20 protein-coding genes and 1 pseudogene are annotated in these 17,562 nt (G+C 29.6%); 14 read left to right on the forward strand and 7 right to left on the reverse strand.

Annotated elements, in window-relative coordinates; translation table 11 throughout:
- Positions 1-3: 3 nt before the first annotated feature.
- Positions 4-576 (reverse strand): cob(I)yrinic acid a,c-diamide adenosyltransferase, encoded by a 573-nt coding sequence (locus Q0881_RS05080; RefSeq protein ID WP_299157427.1) that lies wholly within the window; start codon positions 574-576, stop codon positions 4-6.
- A 21-nt stretch (positions 577-597) separates the two neighbouring features.
- Complete coding sequence (locus Q0881_RS05085; protein WP_299157429.1) at positions 598-999, reverse strand: thioesterase family protein; 402 nt, start codon at positions 997-999, stop codon at positions 598-600.
- 176 nt (positions 1,000-1,175) lie between these two features.
- Between Q0881_RS05085 and dnaA the strand changes: the two genes are divergently transcribed.
- From dnaA to Q0881_RS05100, 3 genes are read left to right on the forward strand one after another with little or no spacing between them, the layout of a single operon-like run.
- A complete protein-coding gene (gene dnaA, locus Q0881_RS05090) occupies positions 1,176-2,600 on the forward strand; it encodes a chromosomal replication initiator protein DnaA (protein ID WP_299157431.1) in 1,425 nt (474 codons plus the stop codon).
- Positions 2,601-2,609: 9 nt separating this feature from the next.
- Positions 2,610-3,065, forward strand: a complete 456-nt coding sequence (locus Q0881_RS05095; RefSeq protein WP_299157433.1) for a low molecular weight protein-tyrosine-phosphatase — start codon at positions 2,610-2,612, stop codon at positions 3,063-3,065.
- Positions 3,065-3,769 carry an SAM-dependent methyltransferase gene (locus tag Q0881_RS05100; protein ID WP_299157435.1) on the forward strand — a complete coding sequence of 235 codons (705 nt, stop codon included), beginning with the start codon at positions 3,065-3,067 and terminating at the stop codon, positions 3,767-3,769. Before Q0881_RS05095 ends, Q0881_RS05100 begins: the two co-directional genes overlap by 1 nt.
- A 53-nt stretch (positions 3,770-3,822) precedes the next feature.
- Here the strand turns inward: Q0881_RS05100 and Q0881_RS05105 are convergent.
- The 4 genes and pseudogenes from Q0881_RS05105 to dapF form a co-directional block, all read right to left on the reverse strand.
- Positions 3,823-4,281: pseudogene (locus Q0881_RS05105) on the reverse strand (peptidoglycan-binding protein LysM); the annotation flags it as partial.
- 336 nt (positions 4,282-4,617) lie between these two features.
- Positions 4,618-5,646 carry an endolytic transglycosylase MltG gene (gene mltG, locus Q0881_RS05110; RefSeq protein ID WP_299157437.1) on the reverse strand — a complete coding sequence of 343 codons (1,029 nt, stop codon included), beginning with the start codon at positions 5,644-5,646 and terminating at the stop codon, positions 4,618-4,620.
- A complete protein-coding gene (locus tag Q0881_RS05115; protein WP_299157439.1) occupies positions 5,639-6,163 on the reverse strand; it encodes a GNAT family N-acetyltransferase in 525 nt (174 codons plus the stop codon). The genes mltG and Q0881_RS05115 overlap by 8 nt, the downstream gene beginning before the upstream one ends.
- Positions 6,163-6,936 (reverse strand): diaminopimelate epimerase, encoded by a 774-nt coding sequence (gene dapF, locus Q0881_RS05120; RefSeq protein WP_299157441.1) that lies wholly within the window; start codon positions 6,934-6,936, stop codon positions 6,163-6,165. Before dapF ends, Q0881_RS05115 begins: the two co-directional genes overlap by 1 nt.
- Before the next feature lie 133 nt (positions 6,937-7,069).
- Between dapF and Q0881_RS05125 the strand changes: the two genes are divergently transcribed.
- The 10 genes from Q0881_RS05125 (at position 7,070) to Q0881_RS05170 (ending at position 15,955) form a co-directional block, all read left to right on the forward strand.
- The gene (locus Q0881_RS05125; RefSeq protein WP_299157443.1) at positions 7,070-8,455 is read left to right on the forward strand and encodes a trypsin-like peptidase domain-containing protein; all 1,386 of its coding nucleotides are present in this window, start codon (positions 7,070-7,072) and stop codon (positions 8,453-8,455) included.
- 134 nt (positions 8,456-8,589) lie between these two features.
- The gene (locus Q0881_RS05130; protein WP_299157444.1) at positions 8,590-10,029 is read left to right on the forward strand and encodes a glyceraldehyde-3-phosphate dehydrogenase; all 1,440 of its coding nucleotides are present in this window, start codon (positions 8,590-8,592) and stop codon (positions 10,027-10,029) included.
- Between the two features lie 92 nt (positions 10,030-10,121).
- The gene (locus tag Q0881_RS05135; RefSeq protein ID WP_299157446.1) at positions 10,122-10,496 is read left to right on the forward strand and encodes a hypothetical protein; all 375 of its coding nucleotides are present in this window, start codon (positions 10,122-10,124) and stop codon (positions 10,494-10,496) included.
- 174 nt (positions 10,497-10,670) lie between these two features.
- On the forward strand, positions 10,671-11,201 hold the full coding sequence (locus Q0881_RS05140) for a hypothetical protein (RefSeq protein WP_299157448.1): 531 nt from the start codon (positions 10,671-10,673) through the stop codon (positions 11,199-11,201).
- A 1-nt stretch (position 11,202) separates the two neighbouring features.
- On the forward strand, positions 11,203-11,667 hold the full coding sequence (locus Q0881_RS05145) for a DinB family protein (RefSeq protein WP_299157450.1): 465 nt from the start codon (positions 11,203-11,205) through the stop codon (positions 11,665-11,667).
- Positions 11,668-13,665 carry an NAD-dependent DNA ligase LigA gene (ligA, locus tag Q0881_RS05150; protein ID WP_299157452.1) on the forward strand — a complete coding sequence of 666 codons (1,998 nt, stop codon included), beginning with the start codon at positions 11,668-11,670 and terminating at the stop codon, positions 13,663-13,665.
- A gap of 64 nt (positions 13,666-13,729) precedes the next feature.
- Complete coding sequence (locus tag Q0881_RS05155) at positions 13,730-14,386, forward strand: lysoplasmalogenase (protein ID WP_299157454.1); 657 nt, start codon at positions 13,730-13,732, stop codon at positions 14,384-14,386.
- 9 nt (positions 14,387-14,395) lie between these two features.
- Positions 14,396-15,115: a YafY family protein gene (locus Q0881_RS05160; RefSeq protein WP_299157456.1), complete on the forward strand. Its 720-nt coding sequence runs from the start codon at positions 14,396-14,398 to the stop codon at positions 15,113-15,115.
- A 39-nt stretch (positions 15,116-15,154) separates the two neighbouring features.
- Positions 15,155-15,610 carry a GyrI-like domain-containing protein gene (locus Q0881_RS05165; protein WP_299157458.1) on the forward strand — a complete coding sequence of 152 codons (456 nt, stop codon included), beginning with the start codon at positions 15,155-15,157 and terminating at the stop codon, positions 15,608-15,610.
- A gap of 3 nt (positions 15,611-15,613) precedes the next feature.
- Positions 15,614-15,955: a DUF1801 domain-containing protein gene (locus Q0881_RS05170; protein WP_299157460.1), complete on the forward strand. Its 342-nt coding sequence runs from the start codon at positions 15,614-15,616 to the stop codon at positions 15,953-15,955.
- A 63-nt stretch (positions 15,956-16,018) separates the two neighbouring features.
- Here the strand turns inward: Q0881_RS05170 and Q0881_RS05175 are convergent, their stop codons facing one another.
- Positions 16,019-16,408 (reverse strand): DoxX family membrane protein, encoded by a 390-nt coding sequence (locus Q0881_RS05175; protein WP_299157462.1) that lies wholly within the window; start codon positions 16,406-16,408, stop codon positions 16,019-16,021.
- Positions 16,409-16,481: 73 nt separating this feature from the next.
- On the opposite strand from Q0881_RS05175, the gene Q0881_RS05180 reads away from it, so the two are divergent.
- Complete coding sequence (locus tag Q0881_RS05180; RefSeq protein ID WP_299157464.1) at positions 16,482-17,561, forward strand: esterase-like activity of phytase family protein; 1,080 nt, start codon at positions 16,482-16,484, stop codon at positions 17,559-17,561.
- The last annotated feature ends 1 nt before the right edge of the window (position 17,562 follow it).

Consider the following 17,562-nt stretch of genomic DNA (forward strand, 5'->3'; position numbering starts at 1 on the left):
TAGTTATAATTTTTCGGGAATCCATTTAATTTCTTCCGCTTTTAAGTCTTGGGTCAACTTTCGTGCCAGTACAAAAAGATAGTCAGAAAGTCTGTTTAAGTACATTAAAACATTTGAATTTATAGGTTCATCTTCGTTTAAAGCTACCGATAAACGTTCAGCTCTACGGCATACACAACGTGCTATGTGACAAAATGACACGGTTTGATGTCCGCCAGGTAAAATAAAATGAGTCATTTGTGGAAGAGTCTTATTCATTAGGTCAATTTCATCTTCTAAGAATTGAATAGAATCATCTGTAATTTTATAAATGTTTAATCGTTCTTTTCCACTTTTTAAAGTTTCCTTTTCAGGAGGAGTAGCCAACATTGCGCCTAAAGTAAATAAATCACTTTGAATTTTAGAGAGTGTTTTTTTTATAAGGCTATCAATATTTTGATCTCTTATTAAACCAATATAAGAATTAAGTTCATCTACTGTACCATAGCTCTCAATTCTTAAATGGTGTTTAGGAACTCGTGTTCCTCCAAAAAGAGAAGTAGAACCTTTATCACCAGTTTTTGTATATATTTTCATTAATTATTTTTTAGTTTCAAATTAATAATCGTCCAATTTTTCTATAATATATTTTGGACAACGCATTGGTTTTTTTGTTTTCATATTAATAAAAGCTAAAATAGTATTACCGGTACAAATTAGCTCGTTGTTTTGATTTATAATTTCATAATCAAATTCAATTTTTACTGAAGGTGTTTTTTTTATGTATGTATAGATAGTAATTTCATCGTCATATAAAGCTGATTTTTTAAAATGACAAGATAATGAAATTACAGGAAGCATAACACCTGTTTTTTCCATATATTTGTATGTAATGCCTAAAGAGCGTAACCATTCGGTTCGGCCAATTTCAAAAAATTGAGCATAATTTCCATGGTAAACAACGCCCATTTGATCGGTTTCTGCATATCGTATTCTAACCGAAGTTTTATGTTTTTTCAAAATGTTTTTTGTGTTTTTGTTATAATTAACGTTACGGAAAAAATAATTAAAAATCAATAGCAATTTGATTTTTTTATACTGAATTTTATTCACACTTTTGTTCACCCAGACAGATGTATCTGGTGTCCCCATAAATCTGAATAAAAATTAACAACTTAAAATAGTTTTTAACCCAAATGACAAAAACTGCTGATTCAGTTTGGATGGAATGCTTATCTTTTATAAAAGATAATATTAAACCCCAAGCATACAAAACTTGGTTCGAACCAATAAAGCCAATAAAATTGGCAGGGGAGGCACTTACAGTACAGGTACCAAGTAAATTTTTTTACGAATGGCTAGAAGAACATTACATTAAGTTGTTAAGAGTGGCTTTGGTAAGAGAATTGGGGAATGATGCTAAATTGATTTACGATGTACGTATGGAAAATACGTATAGCAGTAACAGTCCGCAAACAGTTAAAATCCCAAGTTCTAATCGTAACCCATTGAAACCCCAAAAGGTAACAATGCCACTAGAATCTAAAAGAGAGTTAAAAAACCCTTTTATTATTCCTGGTCTACAAAAGGTTAAGATAGAATCTCAATTAAATCCAAATTATAATTTTGCAAATTTTGTAGAAGGAGATTCTAATCGATTAGCTCGTTCAGCTAGTATGGCAGTTGCTAATAAGCCAGGTGGAACTTCTTTCAATCCATTATTAATTTATGGAGGAGTAGGTTTAGGAAAAACACATTTAGGACACGCAATAGGTGTTGAAATTAAAGATAAATATCCGGATAAAACGGTTTTATATATTTCATCAGAAAAATTTACACAACAATTCATTGATTCGGTAAAATCGAATACTAGAAATGATTTTATTCATTTCTATCAAATGATTGATGTATTAATTATTGACGATGTACAATTCTTATCAGGAAAAGCTGGAACGCAAGATGTATTTTTCCATATTTTTAATCATTTACATCAAAATGGTAAACAGGTGATTTTAACTTCTGATAAGGCTCCTGTTGATATGCAAGATATTGAGCAACGTTTACTATCTCGTTTTAAATGGGGATTATCTGCTGAGTTACAGGCACCTGATTTTGAAACTCGTACTTCTATACTTCAAAACAAGTTGTACAGAGATGGTGTTGAGATGCCAGAAGAAATAGTTGAATATATTGCTAAGAACATAAAATCAAATGTTCGTGAATTAGAAGGTGTTATTATTTCTATGATCGCACAAGCTTCTTTCAATAGAAAAGAGTTTACTATTGAATTAGCAAAACAAATTGTAGATAAATTTGTTAAGAATACAAAGAAAGAACTTTCAATAGATTATATTCAAAAAGTAGTGTCTAAATATTTTGATATGGATGTAGCTACTTTACAATCTAAAACGCGTAAAAGACATATTGTTCAAGCACGTCAATTAGCAATGTATTTTGCAAAACGCATGACTAAATCATCTTTGGCTAGTATAGGTAGTCAGATAGGAAAAAGAGATCATGCCACTGTGTTACATGCTTGTAAAACAGTTGATAACTTAACTGAAACTGATAAGCAATTTAAGAAATACGTAGAAGATTTAAGGAAGAAATTAACACTGTAATATTAGATTATGAAAAAAATACTAATGGTTTGTTTAGGGAATATATGTCGTTCCCCTTTAGCCGAAGGTATTTTACAATCTAAATTATCATCTCAATCATTTTTTGTTGATTCTGCTGGTACGGCAGGTTATCATGTAGGTGAATTACCAGACAAAAGATCTATAGAGGTTGCAAATAAATACGGTATTAATATAACTGATCAAAGATCTAGAAAGTTTAATAAATCAGACTTTAAAGAATTTGATTTTATTTTTGCAATGGATGAAAATAATTATGATGACATTGTTTCAATGTCAGATAATTATGAAGAGACTCAAAAGGTGAAAATGATTTTAAACGAATTATATCCTAAAGAAAATAGAAGTGTACCTGATCCATATTATGGAGGAGATCAAGGTTTTGAAAATGTATATAGAATGTTAGATGAAGCATGTAATATTATTGCTTCAAAATTAGAGAAATAATGAAAGGGAAATTATACTTAATTCCAACAACATTAGGAGATACAGAGCCTTTAGAGGTTATGCCATTATCGGTAAAAAAAGTAATTGAACATCTTGATTATTTTATTGTTGAAAATGAAAAATCAGCGAGAAGATTTATAAAAAAGATTACACCAGCAAAAGCGCAATCATCTTTACAATTAATGTTATTAGATAAATATTCTGATGATTTTGAAATTCAAAATTATTTAGATATTTGCGATAAAGGTATTTCGATAGGTTTGTTATCTGAAGCAGGAGTTCCTGCAGTTGCTGACCCTGGAGCAAGTATTGCAAAATTAGCACATGAAAAAGGAGTGCAGGTTGTACCATTAGTAGGACCTTCTTCAATCTTAATGGCTATGATGGCATCTGGAATGAATGGTCAGAATTTTGCTTTTAATGGGTATTTACCAATTGATAAATCAGATAGAAAAAAGGCTATTAAAGATTTAGAAAAAATATCAAGAGATAAAAATCAATCTCAAATTTTTATAGAAACGCCTTATAGAAATGAGAAAATGCTAGATGATTTACGTACTACATTATCTCCAGATACTCGAATTTGTGTAGCATGTGATATTACATTACCTTCTGAGTATATTAAAACATATACAGCAAAAGAATGGAAAAATGTAAAAACGGATTTACATAAAAGACCAACTATTTTTATAATTCATAAATAAAAAAAAAGACATCATATTTGATGTCTTTTTTGGTATAAATTGGTTTTATTATTTTATACAGTAGGTTTTTTGTTAGCTGTAATGTTTGATACATCATAACCAGAAAATTTTCTCATATATGATTGTATAGAAGTTCCAAATGCATCATTAAATTTGAAAACACCGTTAGAACGTAAATACTTTTTAACATTACCGGCACCACTTAAATGTGCAGCTGCTAAAATACCCGACTCTGTTATTTTTGTTCCGTTAATAGTTTTTCCAATACTTCTTCTAATATCTTTTCTAAGAATCCATTTATTTACTTTACAATAAGCTATAAAAGCTTTTTCTTGTAGTTCTGGAGATTTAAGAAAATAGTTAGTGTTGTAAATTCTAAACCTTTTTAACGTTTCTCTTCCAAACTGGTATTTACCTAAATAACCAAGTTTGTTTACTATACGGTATCTTCCTTGAGATTCTTTAAAAGCTAATGCTTCTTTAAAGCCTACAAAATCTTTTAATAAAAAAGGTATAGTAACTCCAATAGCATTATATTCAGCTATTGGCGTAGTGGTGGTGGTAATTTCTTTTTCTTTTCTTATTTCTGGTGTTGTAAAACTAGCAAATAGTACAAAACCTATGAAAACAAATATTAAATATCTGATAATTAGTTACTTTCTGTTTAGCGCTGCAAATATACAACTAATTTTGTAAGTAGTTATTATTCAGTGCATTAGGTGTTTTTGTATATTGCTAAAAAGATATTTTTTTTATGCTTTTTGTAAGAATTAAATAGAAAAAATCATTTTTCTTTATTTAATCAATAGTTTTTGTGATTTTTTTATGAGAATAATTTTTTGTTAAAATTATCTTCTAATTCCTTGTTGACTAATCCATCTTTGATATTTAGCCGCATTTCTATTGTGTTGCGCTAAAGTAGTAGCAAAATCATGAAATCCAATTTTTTCTATACTAGCGCACATATAAAAGTACTTATGTTTTTTATAATTTAAAACAGCATCTATAGAAGAAACATCTGGCATTGCAATTAAAGAAGGAGGAAGTCCGATGTTTTTATAAGTGTTGTATGGAGATTTTATTTCTTTATCTTTATTTAATACACGTTTTACAACAAAATCTTGACCGTTTAATTGTTTTATAGCATATATAAGAGTAGGGTCTGCTTGTAATAGCCAATTGTCTTTTAATCGATTTAGGTATAATCCAGCAACAATAGGGCGTTCACTTTTTTGGGCAGTTTCTTTTTGAACTATTGAAGCAAGTGCAATTACTTCACTTTTAGTTAAGTTTAGCTTTTTAGCTTTTTCTAACCTAGATTGGTTCCAAAAACGTTTGTATTCGCGTAACATTTTATTACGAAACTTATTTGCTGAAGTATTCCAGTAAAATTCATAGCTATTAGGAATATAAATTTCTAAAGCTGTTTGTCTATTAAAACCGTTTTGGCTTAGAAAAGTTACATCAGTCATTGCTTTTAACAACGAAATAGAATCAGTTTCAATTTGTTGAGCAATTCTTCCTGCCAACTTTTCTAAAGTATCTTGATTGTTAAAAGAGACTTTTATAGGAGTTTGATTTCCGCTGCGCAATAAATTAACAACATCATTCATACTCATTCCTTTTTTCAAAGTATACTTTCCTCCTTTAGGTTTTGTGAATTTCTTTTTATTGGCAACATAAACAAAGTTTTCAGGTGTATTAGTATATTCATGTAATAGCTTTTTTAAATCCATTAAATGATAATTTGAACCAATATATATGACACCATCTTTGTTGATAGATTTTCCAAATATTTTTTGATAAAAGTTAAAACCAATAATTCCACCAATTAAAAATATGATGGCAATCGTTCCGTATATTATTTTTTTATTCATTGATTAATTGAAATAAAATTTCGTCTTTATAAATTCCTTTGTTTAAAATCCAATCTTTTTTAATACCAATTTTTTTGAAACTGTGTTTCGAAAAAAGAGCTATACTATTATTATTATCAAAAGTAATATTAGCAAATAACTGATGCAATTGTAAATGTGTAAAACTATAACTAATTAAAAGTTGTAAAGCTTCTGAAGCAAATCCATTTTTTTGAAAGTCAGGATGAATTAAAATTCCAATCCCAGCTCTCTTGTGCAGAGGATTGAAGTCAAAAAGATCAATCATTCCTATAGAACTTAAAGAAGTATTGTCTTCAATAATTAATCGTAATTGCTTAGCTTCAAAAATATCTAAATGTGCGTTTTCTAAATATTGTTTTAAAAGATACTTAGAAAAAGGAGCTTGCGTGTGGCTAACTTCCCAAAAAGCTTCATTATTTTCAATTTGAAATAAAAAATCTAAATCTTCAGGTTCAAGAGCTCTTAAATTAATATGTGTACCTTTTAAAGTATTCATTACAAATTTATTTCACCTTTAAATACACAAACAGCTGGGCCTTCTAAAAAGATATTAGTGTAGTTACCATTATTTTCTTCAAAATAAACTTTTAATAAGCCACCTTCAACAGGAAGGTTAATTGAAGTTTCAGTTGTTTTTTTAGTAGCATGCATCGCAATAGCAACAGCAGTAACACCTGTACCACAAGCTAGAGTTTCATCTTCAACACCTTTTTCATATGTTCTAACTCTAAAGGTGTCATTGTTAAGTTGCTCAACAAAATTTACATTGCTCCCAGTTTTACCATATACATTATAACGAATGTCCTTTCCTTTTTCAAAAACAGGAAACTTATCTAAATTGTCTACCATTTCAACATGGTGTTGTGTACCAGTATTGGCAAAGGTATAAGCTTCTTTTATAATAATTTCATTCACATCTATCATATGAAGAGAAATAAGGTCATTTTTTATTTCAGCATAATGTTTACCATCAAAAGCAGTAAACGTTGTTTTAGAATCAATAATGTTTAAATGCTTAGCAAAAGCAACTGCACATCTTCCTCCATTACCACACATGGTTTCACTACCATCAGCATTAAAATAAATCATTCTAAAATCTGTAGTAGTATCTTCTTCTATAAGAATTAAGCCATCAGCACCGATACCAAAATGTCTATCACATAATTTGGTAACGATATCTATATTGTTTTTTGGAAAGGTTTTAACTCTATTATCGACTATAATAAAGTCATTTCCTGTTCCTTGATATTTATAAAAAGTCATCTTCATACTAGGCAAAGATACATATTTTCTTTGTTGAGAGATAGTGTTAAATAGCGGTTAAAATCCGTTAAAAAGAAGTTAAACAGATTTGACGAAAATGTTAAAATAGTATATTTGAGATATTAAATTTTGTAAGAATATGAAAAAAGTATTTAAAACCTTAGGGATTGCGTTTTTTGGTGGAGTTGTTGCACTTGCAGGATATAAAGTAGCCATTGAAAAGCCGCAAGTAATAGTTGAAAAAACTGTAGAACCAACTTTACAAACTGTAAAAGCGAATTACACACCAACTGTAATTAATTCATCATCAAAGCCAACTGATTTTACAGAGGCAGCTGAAAAAACAGTAAATGCTGTTGTGCACGTTAAAAATACAGCAATTAGAACACAACAAAACCCATGGGCAGAATTGTTTTATGGAAATGGAAGTGGTACAAAAAAATACCAGCAAGTAGGAACGGGGAGCGGAGTAATAATTTCTCCAGATGGTTATATTGTTACAAATAACCATGTAATTGAAGGAGCAAGTGAAATAGAAATTACACTGAACAATCGAAAAAAATTGAAAGCAGTTTTAGTCGGAGCAGATAAAGACAATGATATAGCTTTATTAAAAGTAGAAACAGATGAAGATTTACCGAATTTACCGTTTGGAAATTCAGATAATGCAAAAGTAGGAGAATGGGTATTGGCAGTAGGGAATCCTTATAATTTAACATCAACTGTAACCGCAGGTATTGTAAGTGCAAAAGGAAGAGATTTAAAAGGGAATAGTAATGTAGAGGCTTTTATACAAACAGATGCGGCAGTAAACCCTGGAAATAGTGGAGGAGCTTTGGTAAATACAAGAGGAGAATTAGTTGGGATTAACACAGCAATTTCATCTAAAACAGGCTCTTTTATTGGATATTCCTTTGCGGTTCCATCTAATATAGCAAAGAAAATTGTAGATGATTTATTAGAATATGGAACAGTACAGCAAGCATTAATAGGTTTTAGACCTGATGTGAAAAATTCAGAGGAGATTGAAGGAGTGATTGTGGGAGAAGTATTTGAAAATGGAGGAGCAAAAAAAGCAGGAATAGATGAAGGGGATATAATAAAAAAGGTTAATGATGTGAAAATCTCTAAGTTTTCAGATTTAAAAGGCTTATTAACAGCAAAGCGTCCAGGAGAATATGTAAACGTAACAGTTGATAGAGACGGGAAGGAGTTAACTAAAGTTGTAAAATTAACCAAGTTAATTAAGTTACCTACTAGTAGATACTTGGAAACAGAATTTGAAGATATAGATGCTAAAGATAAAAGGAAATTTAAAATAGAAGGAGGAGCAAAGATTAAAAGAACGATAAATAAAGCTTTTAAAGAGTTTGAAATTGGAAAAGGCTATATTTTAACAAAAATTAATGGTAAAAAAGTGTCTTCAGCAGCAGAAGCAGTTAGAATATTAGATAGTAATACTAATAGAAGACTTCTTTTAGAAATGATAAGTCCTTCAGGTAGATTAGAAAGATTTAGATATTAAAGTTTCAATTATTAGAATAATTAAAAACTCGTTAAATATTATTTAACGAGTTTTTTTTATTTATAAACGTTTACGAAATCGTTTGAAATAAGTATTTTTGCTGCAAATTTTAAAATTTTAGTTAACACACAACTATGTCAACAATAACAAATTACGAAAAAGAAGTAGTAAGTCAGGCGCAAGTTCGAAGAGCTACGGTTGAGTTTATTAATATCGTTAACGATTTATGGTACGATAAGTCTATCGAGTTAGTTTTATTTAGAAACCCATTAGTAGATAAAAGAGCTAGTGAAGTTTTAAATTTAATTGATTATGCAAAGGAATTTGTAGCAAAGCCAATTTCAATTAACGATGCTTTAGAAATAGCAAAAGCAATTCAAAACATTGAATTACCAGCATCAAAATTAGATATTGGTAAATTAGCATATGAATATCATTTACAAGATGATTCGATAGATAAAGTAACTTTTGTTCAAAATCAATTAAAAGATGCAACAGAAGCTGAAGATATTCAGCCAAAAGATGTTGTATTATATGGTTTTGGTCGTATTGGTCGTTTATTAGCACGTGAGTTAATGACAAAAATGGGTAAAGGTTCTCAGTTAAGATTAAGAGCTGTTGTTACTCGTGGAGAAATTAACGAAGCAGTATTAGAAAAAAGAGCATCTTTATTAAGTATAGATTCTGTTCATGGAGATTTCTTAGGAACGGTTCAAGTTGATGTAGATAACAATGCGTTAATTATTAACGGTACTACAGTGTATATGATTTCTGCGGGTAAACCTGAAGATATTGACTATACAGCATACGGAATTAACGATGCGTTAATTATTGACAATACAGGAGCCTTTAAAGATAAAGAAGCATTAAGTCGTCATTTAGTACCAAACGGAGCAAGTAAAGTTTTATTAACAGCGCCAGGAGTAGGGATTCCAAATATTGTACACGGAGTAAATCATTCTGAAAACAATCCTGATAATGTAGATATATTTTCAGCAGCTTCATGTACAACAAATGCTATAACACCTGTATTAAAAGTTTTAGAAGATAATTTTGGAATTAAAAAAGGGCATTTAGAAACGATTCATGCATATACAAACGATCAAAATTTGGTTGATAATATGCATAAAAAATACCGTAGAGGAAGAGCAGCAGCTTTAAATATGGTAATTACAGAAACTGGAGCAGGAAAAGCAGTAGCAAAAGCATTGCCTGCATTAGAAGGTAAGTTAACGTCAAGTGCTATTCGTGTACCAGTTCCAAATGGATCGTTAGCAATTTTAAATTTACAGTTAAACTCAAATACAACTGTAGAAGCAGTAAATGCTATTATGAAGCAATACGCTTTAGAAGGAGATTTAGTTGAGCAAATTCAATATTCATTAAGTAATGAATTAGTGTCTTCTGATATTGTAGGTACAACAGCACCATCAATTTTTGATAGTAAGGCAACTATTGCGGATGGAGATACAATTGTAATTTATGTGTGGTATGATAATGAATATGGATATTCTCACCAAGTAATGCGTTTAGCTAAGCATATAGCTAAAGTTCGTCGCTATACATATTATTAGAATAGTAAGAAAAGTATAATAAAAGCCGAAACATTTTTTTGTTTCGGCTTTTTTGTTATTTTTGAATACTTTAACCCCCTAATTCCCCTAAAATGAAAAAAGTAATCGCAGTACTTGTATTGATACTTAGTTTTACTTCTGTATCTTATTCTCAAGAAATTAACGAGTTAGATTTTTTAACTTCAGGTAAATGGTTTGTAGAATCTGTGCAAATTGGTGAAGAAATTCAAGAATTTTATCAAAATAATAGTTGGATGATTTTTCATGCAGATGGAAAATACCAAGTAGTTATGGGTAATAATAAAAAGAATGGTCTTTGGAAGTTTGATGAAGAGCACAAAGTAATTAAACTTGAGGAAGAAGAAAGCACAGTAACTGGTTTAAAGATTGAAATTTTAAACGAAACAAAGCTTTTATTTTCAGCAACAGATGGAGACATGGCGTATTCAATGAAGTTAAAAAAGTAGTGCTTTTTTAAAAGAGTTATTAAAAAAACCGAAGTTTTAACTTCGGTTTTTTTTTGTTTATAAAGATGTGTAGAAGTGATTAAAACCTAAAAAACTTTTTCTTAATTTAGCAGTTAAACTAGGTATATGAGGGCGCTAATAACAACACTATTAATTTTAGTAATTACAAAAAATATGAATTCACAAGAACTACCTTATTATGAGATTCCTGACGCACCAAAAGAATTTACAGAAGGAACTGTGGTAAGTAGAATGGTCGATGGATTAGGATTCCGTTATTATTGGGCAACTGAAGGGTTAAAGGAAAAAGATTTGCAATATAAGCCAAGTAAAGAGGCTAGAAATATGTTTGATACCCTAGATCATATTTTAGTATTGTCAATTATGACTTTAAGTGCAGTAGAAGGAACAGATATGAGTTTTCCAAAAGAAGATTCGTTAACTTATGCAGAGATGCGTAAAATGACACTTGAAAACTTTAAAAAAACGAGTGCTATTTTAAGAGCATCAAAAGATATTTCAAAATATGTAATGAAGATTAAAAGAGGGAATGGAAAAGTAGAAGAATATCCATTTTGGAATCAATTAAACGGACCTATAGCAGATGCAATTTGGCATGTAGGACAAGTTGTTTCTTTCAGGCGTACAGCTGGTAATTCATTACCAAAAGGACCTAGTTTTTTAACAGGGACAGTTAGGAAATAAGATGCAAAAGAATGGAATGTTAGTAGCTTTATTAGAAGAATATAAAAGAGCTACAAAAGATTATATTAGAATACTAAATATTATTTCAGAGGAAGGATTCTTAGAAGTTAGAGATAATGAAGCAAAGGATCCAGACTGTAAATCAATACAAACTGTAACATTTCACATAATTCAATCGGGTTATACTTATGCAAATTATATACAATCAGTAAGTAATAATCGTTGGTTAGAATATAAAACAACAATAGATACTACAAAAAATGCTATTCATGAGATAGAAGAAATGTTGAAATACACAGAAGAATCATTTCATGATAATTGGTATAAGTCAAATGAAGAACTAGAAAAATATTCTTTTAAAACACGATGGAATGTGACGTATGATTTAGAACAATTATTAGAGCATGCCATTGTACACATATTAAGACATAGAAGACAGGTAGAGAATTTTTTGAAGAAAGATTAAATGACAACTGAACAAAAAATACAACAATTAAGAGAAGATTTACGTGAGCACAATCATAATTATTATGTATTAGATAATGCTACAATTTCTGATTATGATTTTGATATAAAATTAAAAGAATTAGAAAAACTAGAAGAAGAAAATCCTCAGTTTTTCGATGCTAATTCACCAACACAACGAGTAGGAGGAGAAATTACTAAAAATTTCGAAACACTTACACATAAAAACAGAATGTATTCTTTGGATAATTCCTATTCAAAAGAAGATTTGTTAGATTGGGAAAAGCGAGTACAAAAGAATCTTGGAACTGAAGAAATAGAATATACTTGTGAATTAAAATATGATGGAGCCTCTATAAATTTAACTTTTGAAAAAGGAAAATTTGTAAAAGCAGTAACTCGTGGAGATGGTTTTCAGGGAGATAATGTAACTACAAATATTCGTACTATAAAATCGATTCCGTTAATACCAAACGGAGATTTTGTATCAGATTTTGAAATGCGAGGAGAGATTATTTTACCACTTGATGGTTTTAATAAAATGAACGAAGAGCGTTTAGCAAATGGAGAAGAAGCCTATAGAAATCCTAGAAATACAGCTAGTGGTAGTTTAAAACTGCAAGATAGTGCAGAAGTAGCAAAACGTCCGTTAGATTGTTTATTATACCAAGTAGTTACAGAAGAACGTAAATACAAAACACATTTTGAAAGTTTAGAAAATGCTAGAAAAGTTGGATTTAAAGTGCCAAAAACAATAGCATTGGCAAAATCGATAGATGAAGTATTTGAATTTGTAAGTCATTGGGACGAAAAACGTCATGATTTGCCATATGAAACAGATGGAGTTGTAATAAAAGTAAACAATTTACAACAGCAAGAAGAATTAGGTTATACAGCAAAAGCACCACGTTGGGCAATAGCATATAAATTTAAAGCAGAACAAGTATCTACAGTTTTAAATGAAATTACCTACCAAGTAGGAAGAACGGGAGCAATTACTCCAGTAGCGAATTTAGAGCCTGTACAGTTGGCTGGAACTATTGTTAAAAGAGCTTCGTTACACAATGCAGACCAGATAGAGAAGCTTGATATTCGAGTAAACGATACTGTATTTGTAGAAAAAGGAGGGGAAATTATACCTAAAATCATTAAGGTTGATTTATCTAAAAGATCTGCTGATTCTGAAGCTACTAAATATGCAACTAACTGTCCTGAATGTGATACGGAGTTAGTAAGAACAGAAGGAGATGCAAAGCATTATTGTCCAAATGAATTTGGTTGTGCGCCACAAATAACAGGGAGAATCCAGCATTTTATTTCTAGAAAAGCCATGGATATTGATGGTTTAGGAGGAGAAACAGTTGATTTATTACGAAAAGAAGGTCTAATTCAGAATTATGCCGATTTGTACGATTTAAAGGTTGAACAAGTAATTCCTTTAGAGCGAATGGCGGAAAAATCAGCCGAAAATATGGTTACGGGAATAGAAAAATCAAAGGAGATTCCATTTGAAAAAGTATTATTTGCTTTAGGAATTCGATTTGTAGGAGAAACAGTAGCAAAAAAGTTAGCAAAGCATTTTAAATCGATAGATAATTTAATGGCTGCCGATTTTGATACGTTGATTGCAGTAGATGAAATAGGAGATAGAATAGCGCAAAGCATTATTGAATTTTCTAACGATTTAGGAAATATTCAATTAATAGATCGTTTAAAAATTTATGGAGTTCAATTAGAGGTTTCAGCAGAAAGCTTAGAAAATCAAACAGATAAATTACAAGGAAAGGTATTTGTAGTTTCGGGAGTATTTCATCAAATGAGTAGAAACGAATTGAAGAAAGCTATTGAAGACAATGGAGGTAAGGTAAGCTCATCAATCTCTAAAAAAACAACATATATAGTTGCAGGAGATAATATGGGACCTAGCAAACTAACAAAAGCAGAGAGTTTAGAAATTCCTATTATTTCTGAACAGGACTTTATTGATATGGTTAATTAATATTAAATAAAAGAAGAATAAGAGTCATTGCAAGAGAAGTGAAGTAACCTAAAAATAAATTAATATGACCAGACAAACTAAAATCACCATAACATCAATCCTATTTTTATTAGTAGCTATACTAGATGTATATGCAGTAATTACGCAGAATAAAAGTTTAGAAATTATTTTTAAACCATTATTAATGACACTATTAGTTATTGTGTATTTAGTGTCAGTAAAAAAGCCTAATTTTTGGTTAGTTTCAGCATTATTCTTCTCTTTTTGGGGAGATGTTTTTTTGCTAGACAAAGTAAATTATTTTGTTTTTGGATTGGGATCATTTTTAATAGCACATGTATTGTATGTAAAAATGACTTCGCAACTTTTAAAAAAGCAATCTGCAAACAAAATACTAAAAGCGGCAATTATATTCGTAGCATTATTTGCAGGAGTATTGTTTTTAATTAAAGATAATCTGGGAGAAATGTTAGTACCAGTAATTGTATATGGAATTGCAATTTCGGCTTTTGGAACTTGCGCATTATTAAATTATCAGCAAGAAAAATCAACAATAAATTTATGGTTATTATTAGGAGCAATTTTATTTATAGCATCCGATAGTTTAATAGCATTAAATAATTTTTACAGCCCAAAAAGACTTTTTGATATAGCTATAATAACATTATACATAGTATCTCAGTATTTAATAGTAAAAGCAATGATTGCAAAAAATCAATAGTTTTTAAAAATGGAAAAGCCAAGACTTTCTCGATTAACACAATTGGTAACATTGTTGCAATCCAAACGATTGATAACAGCAAGAGAATTGGCAGAAAAATTCGATGTAAGCATCCGTACTATTTATAGAGATATTAGAACATTAGAAAATTCGGGAGTGCCAATTGTTACCGAAGAAGGTAAAGGGTATTTTTTGCAAGAAGGATATCAGTTGCCACCTGTAATGTTTTCAGAAGAAGAGGCAAATGCTTTAATTACAGCAGAACAATTGATCTTAAAAAACAAAGACACCTCTTTTGTAGATAACTATTCAAATGCAATTACTAAGATAAAAGCAGTTTTAAAATATTCTCAAAAGGATAAAGCAGATTTGCTTTCAAAAAGAGTCGTATTTCGGTTTAATCAAGAAAAAGAACAATCGAGTAATTATTTAATGCAGTTACAAACTGCAATAACTAATTTTCAATTATTAGAAATAGAATATCATTCACTTCAAGATAAATCTACAAAAAGAATTATAGAACCATTTGCAATGTATAGTACTAATTTGAATTGGTTATTAATTGCTTTTTGCAGGCTACGTAATGAATTTAGAGCATTTAGAATAGATTGTATAAAAAAAGTAATAATTACAGGAGAACACTTCGAATCTCATAATATGACTCTAGAAGAATATTTTAAAATCTACATAGAAAAATATTCTAATACCCCTGACAAACCGTTGTCATAAGTCACTTCTATTTTTGTATAAACATTAAAATTTAGAATAATGAATACATTAAAAAAAGAAGCATTTTACGTAGTCGGAATTTCAATTAGAACTACAAATGAAAACGGAAAAGCAATGCAAGATATACCTGCATTATGGCAAAAATTTATGTCGGAAGGAATCATAAACAAACTCACAAATAGAGTAGGAGATGAGAGTTATGCAGTTTATACCGATTACGAAAAAGATCATACTAAGCCTTATACGATGATCTTAGGATATAGAGTAGAAAATTTAGAAGCCATACCAGAAGGCATGATGGGTAAAAAGATAGAAACTTCTAATTATGAAAAGTTTACAGCAAAAGGAGATTTAACAAAAACAGCTGTAGTTGATGAATGGATGAAAATTTGGAATTCAGATATTAACAGAACCTATACTTCAGATTTTGAAGTATATGGAAGTAAAGCCCAGAACCCAACAAACGGTGAAGCTGAAATATTTATAGCAGTATAATTAATGACAGATTTAGATAATTTTTATTTCGAAAAAGAAGAGCCAATAAAAGGCTGTTTGTTAGCGTTAAAAAGTATTATCCAAAATTACCACCCGGAATTAAAGCAAGAATGGAAATATAGATTGCCTTGTTTTATGTATCAGAATAAAATATTTTGCTATTTGTGGGTAGACAAAAAAACAAAGTTTCCTTATATAGCAATCGGAAAAGGAGTTCAAATAGAGCATCCAGATTTAGTTCAAGGAAATAGAACTTTTGTTAAGTTGTTAATGATAAATCCAGTAAAGGATATTCCATTAAGTAAAATCCATCAGATTTTCAATATGGTAATGAAATTGTATTAAAAAAAAGCGAGTTTAGAAATATTCTAAACCCGCTTTTTAGTTAACAAATTATAAAGTTGAGTGTTATAATTTTTCTCCTATAAATGGAATGTCTTTTCTGTTTAAAATTAATAAAATAGCACCTGAAATTAAGGTTATTACAGCACAAATAAATAAACCACCACCATCATTATTGTGCACAATACCAAGTTTAGTTATATGGCCCATAATAGCACCTCCCATTAAACCTATAGTTAAAATAGCTCCTAACCAAGTTCTCTTAGGGATAAATAATAAAATTGAAGCAATAAGTTCTAAAACACCAGTTCCAATTCTCATATTAGCTTCATTTTCTCTAGCTAGTTTTGTAAATAAATCGATACTTTCTTGAGCACCAGTAAATTTAAAAAATAACGTTTGTAGCATAATAATAGCAGCAATTAATTTTAAAATAAGTGGTAAATATTTTTTCATTATTATTGGTTTTATTGTTTTAGACGAGCTCTTTTTTATTCCTTACATCTATATAAAATAGTATTTTTGCCGTATGAAAAAAAATATTTTTTACATATTAGTGTTTTTAGTTTTAACAGGGTGTAAAACAGAAAAGATATCATTGAAATTTTTAAATGAGTTTATAGTTAAAGACTCATTGAAATTTGAAAATGCAATTGTTGGAGGAATTTCAGGAATCGATTTTTATAATAATAAATATTATATGGTTGTTGACGATGCTAGAAACCCAAGAGTTTTAGTTGGAGATATCCTTATTAAGGAAGATTCAATAAAATCAGTAAAGTTTGAAAAAACGATTCAAATAAAAGATACTACAAGTCAATTTTATAAAGAGAATATTCTCGATTTAGAATCTATCTTAGTTTATAATAACCAATTAAATATTGTTAGCGAAGGATCAATTAGAAAAGGTAAAGACCCATCAATATTTATAGCAGATATGGCAGGGGAATTTCAAGAAAAAATATTAGTTCCGAGTTATTTTGAAGCAAAATCTAAGGCAAAACCAAAACATAATGCAGCTTTTGAAAGTTCATCAAAGAGCATAGATAATAAAGGTTTTTGGGCAGCTATGGAAGCTCCTTTGGAAGCAGATGGGGAAGAGCCAACATTTCATAAAACGCAATCGCCAATTAGAATTACTTATTTTGATAACGATACAAGGAAAGCTACAAAACAGTTTGCATATCAGTTAGAAAAAATAGACAAGCCAGCTAAAGGTAAAATTAATCTAAATGGAGTAACTGCAATTTTAGAATATACAAAAAATAAATTTTTCGTTGTAGAAAGAATATATCAAAGTGGTTATAGTAGTTATGGAAATACAATTAGGATTTTTAAAGCTACTGTTAATGAAGAAACAACAAATACGTTAAGTTTTCAGTCATTAAAAAAAGAAAAGTTTTTACCGTTAAAAAAAGAGTTAATTTTTGACTTTAATAGCGTTGAAAACGAATTAACAGATGGAATTATAGATAATATTGAAGGAATTACTCTAGGTCCTAAACTCTCAAATGGAAATCAATCATTGATATTAGTGTCAGATGATAATTTTCAAGTTTATGGAAAACAATTAAATCAATTTTTGTTATTAGAAATAGTTGATAAATAAT

The organism is uncultured Tenacibaculum sp. (assembly GCF_947494125.1).
Classification (GTDB): Bacteria; Bacteroidota; Bacteroidia; order Flavobacteriales; family Flavobacteriaceae; genus Polaribacter.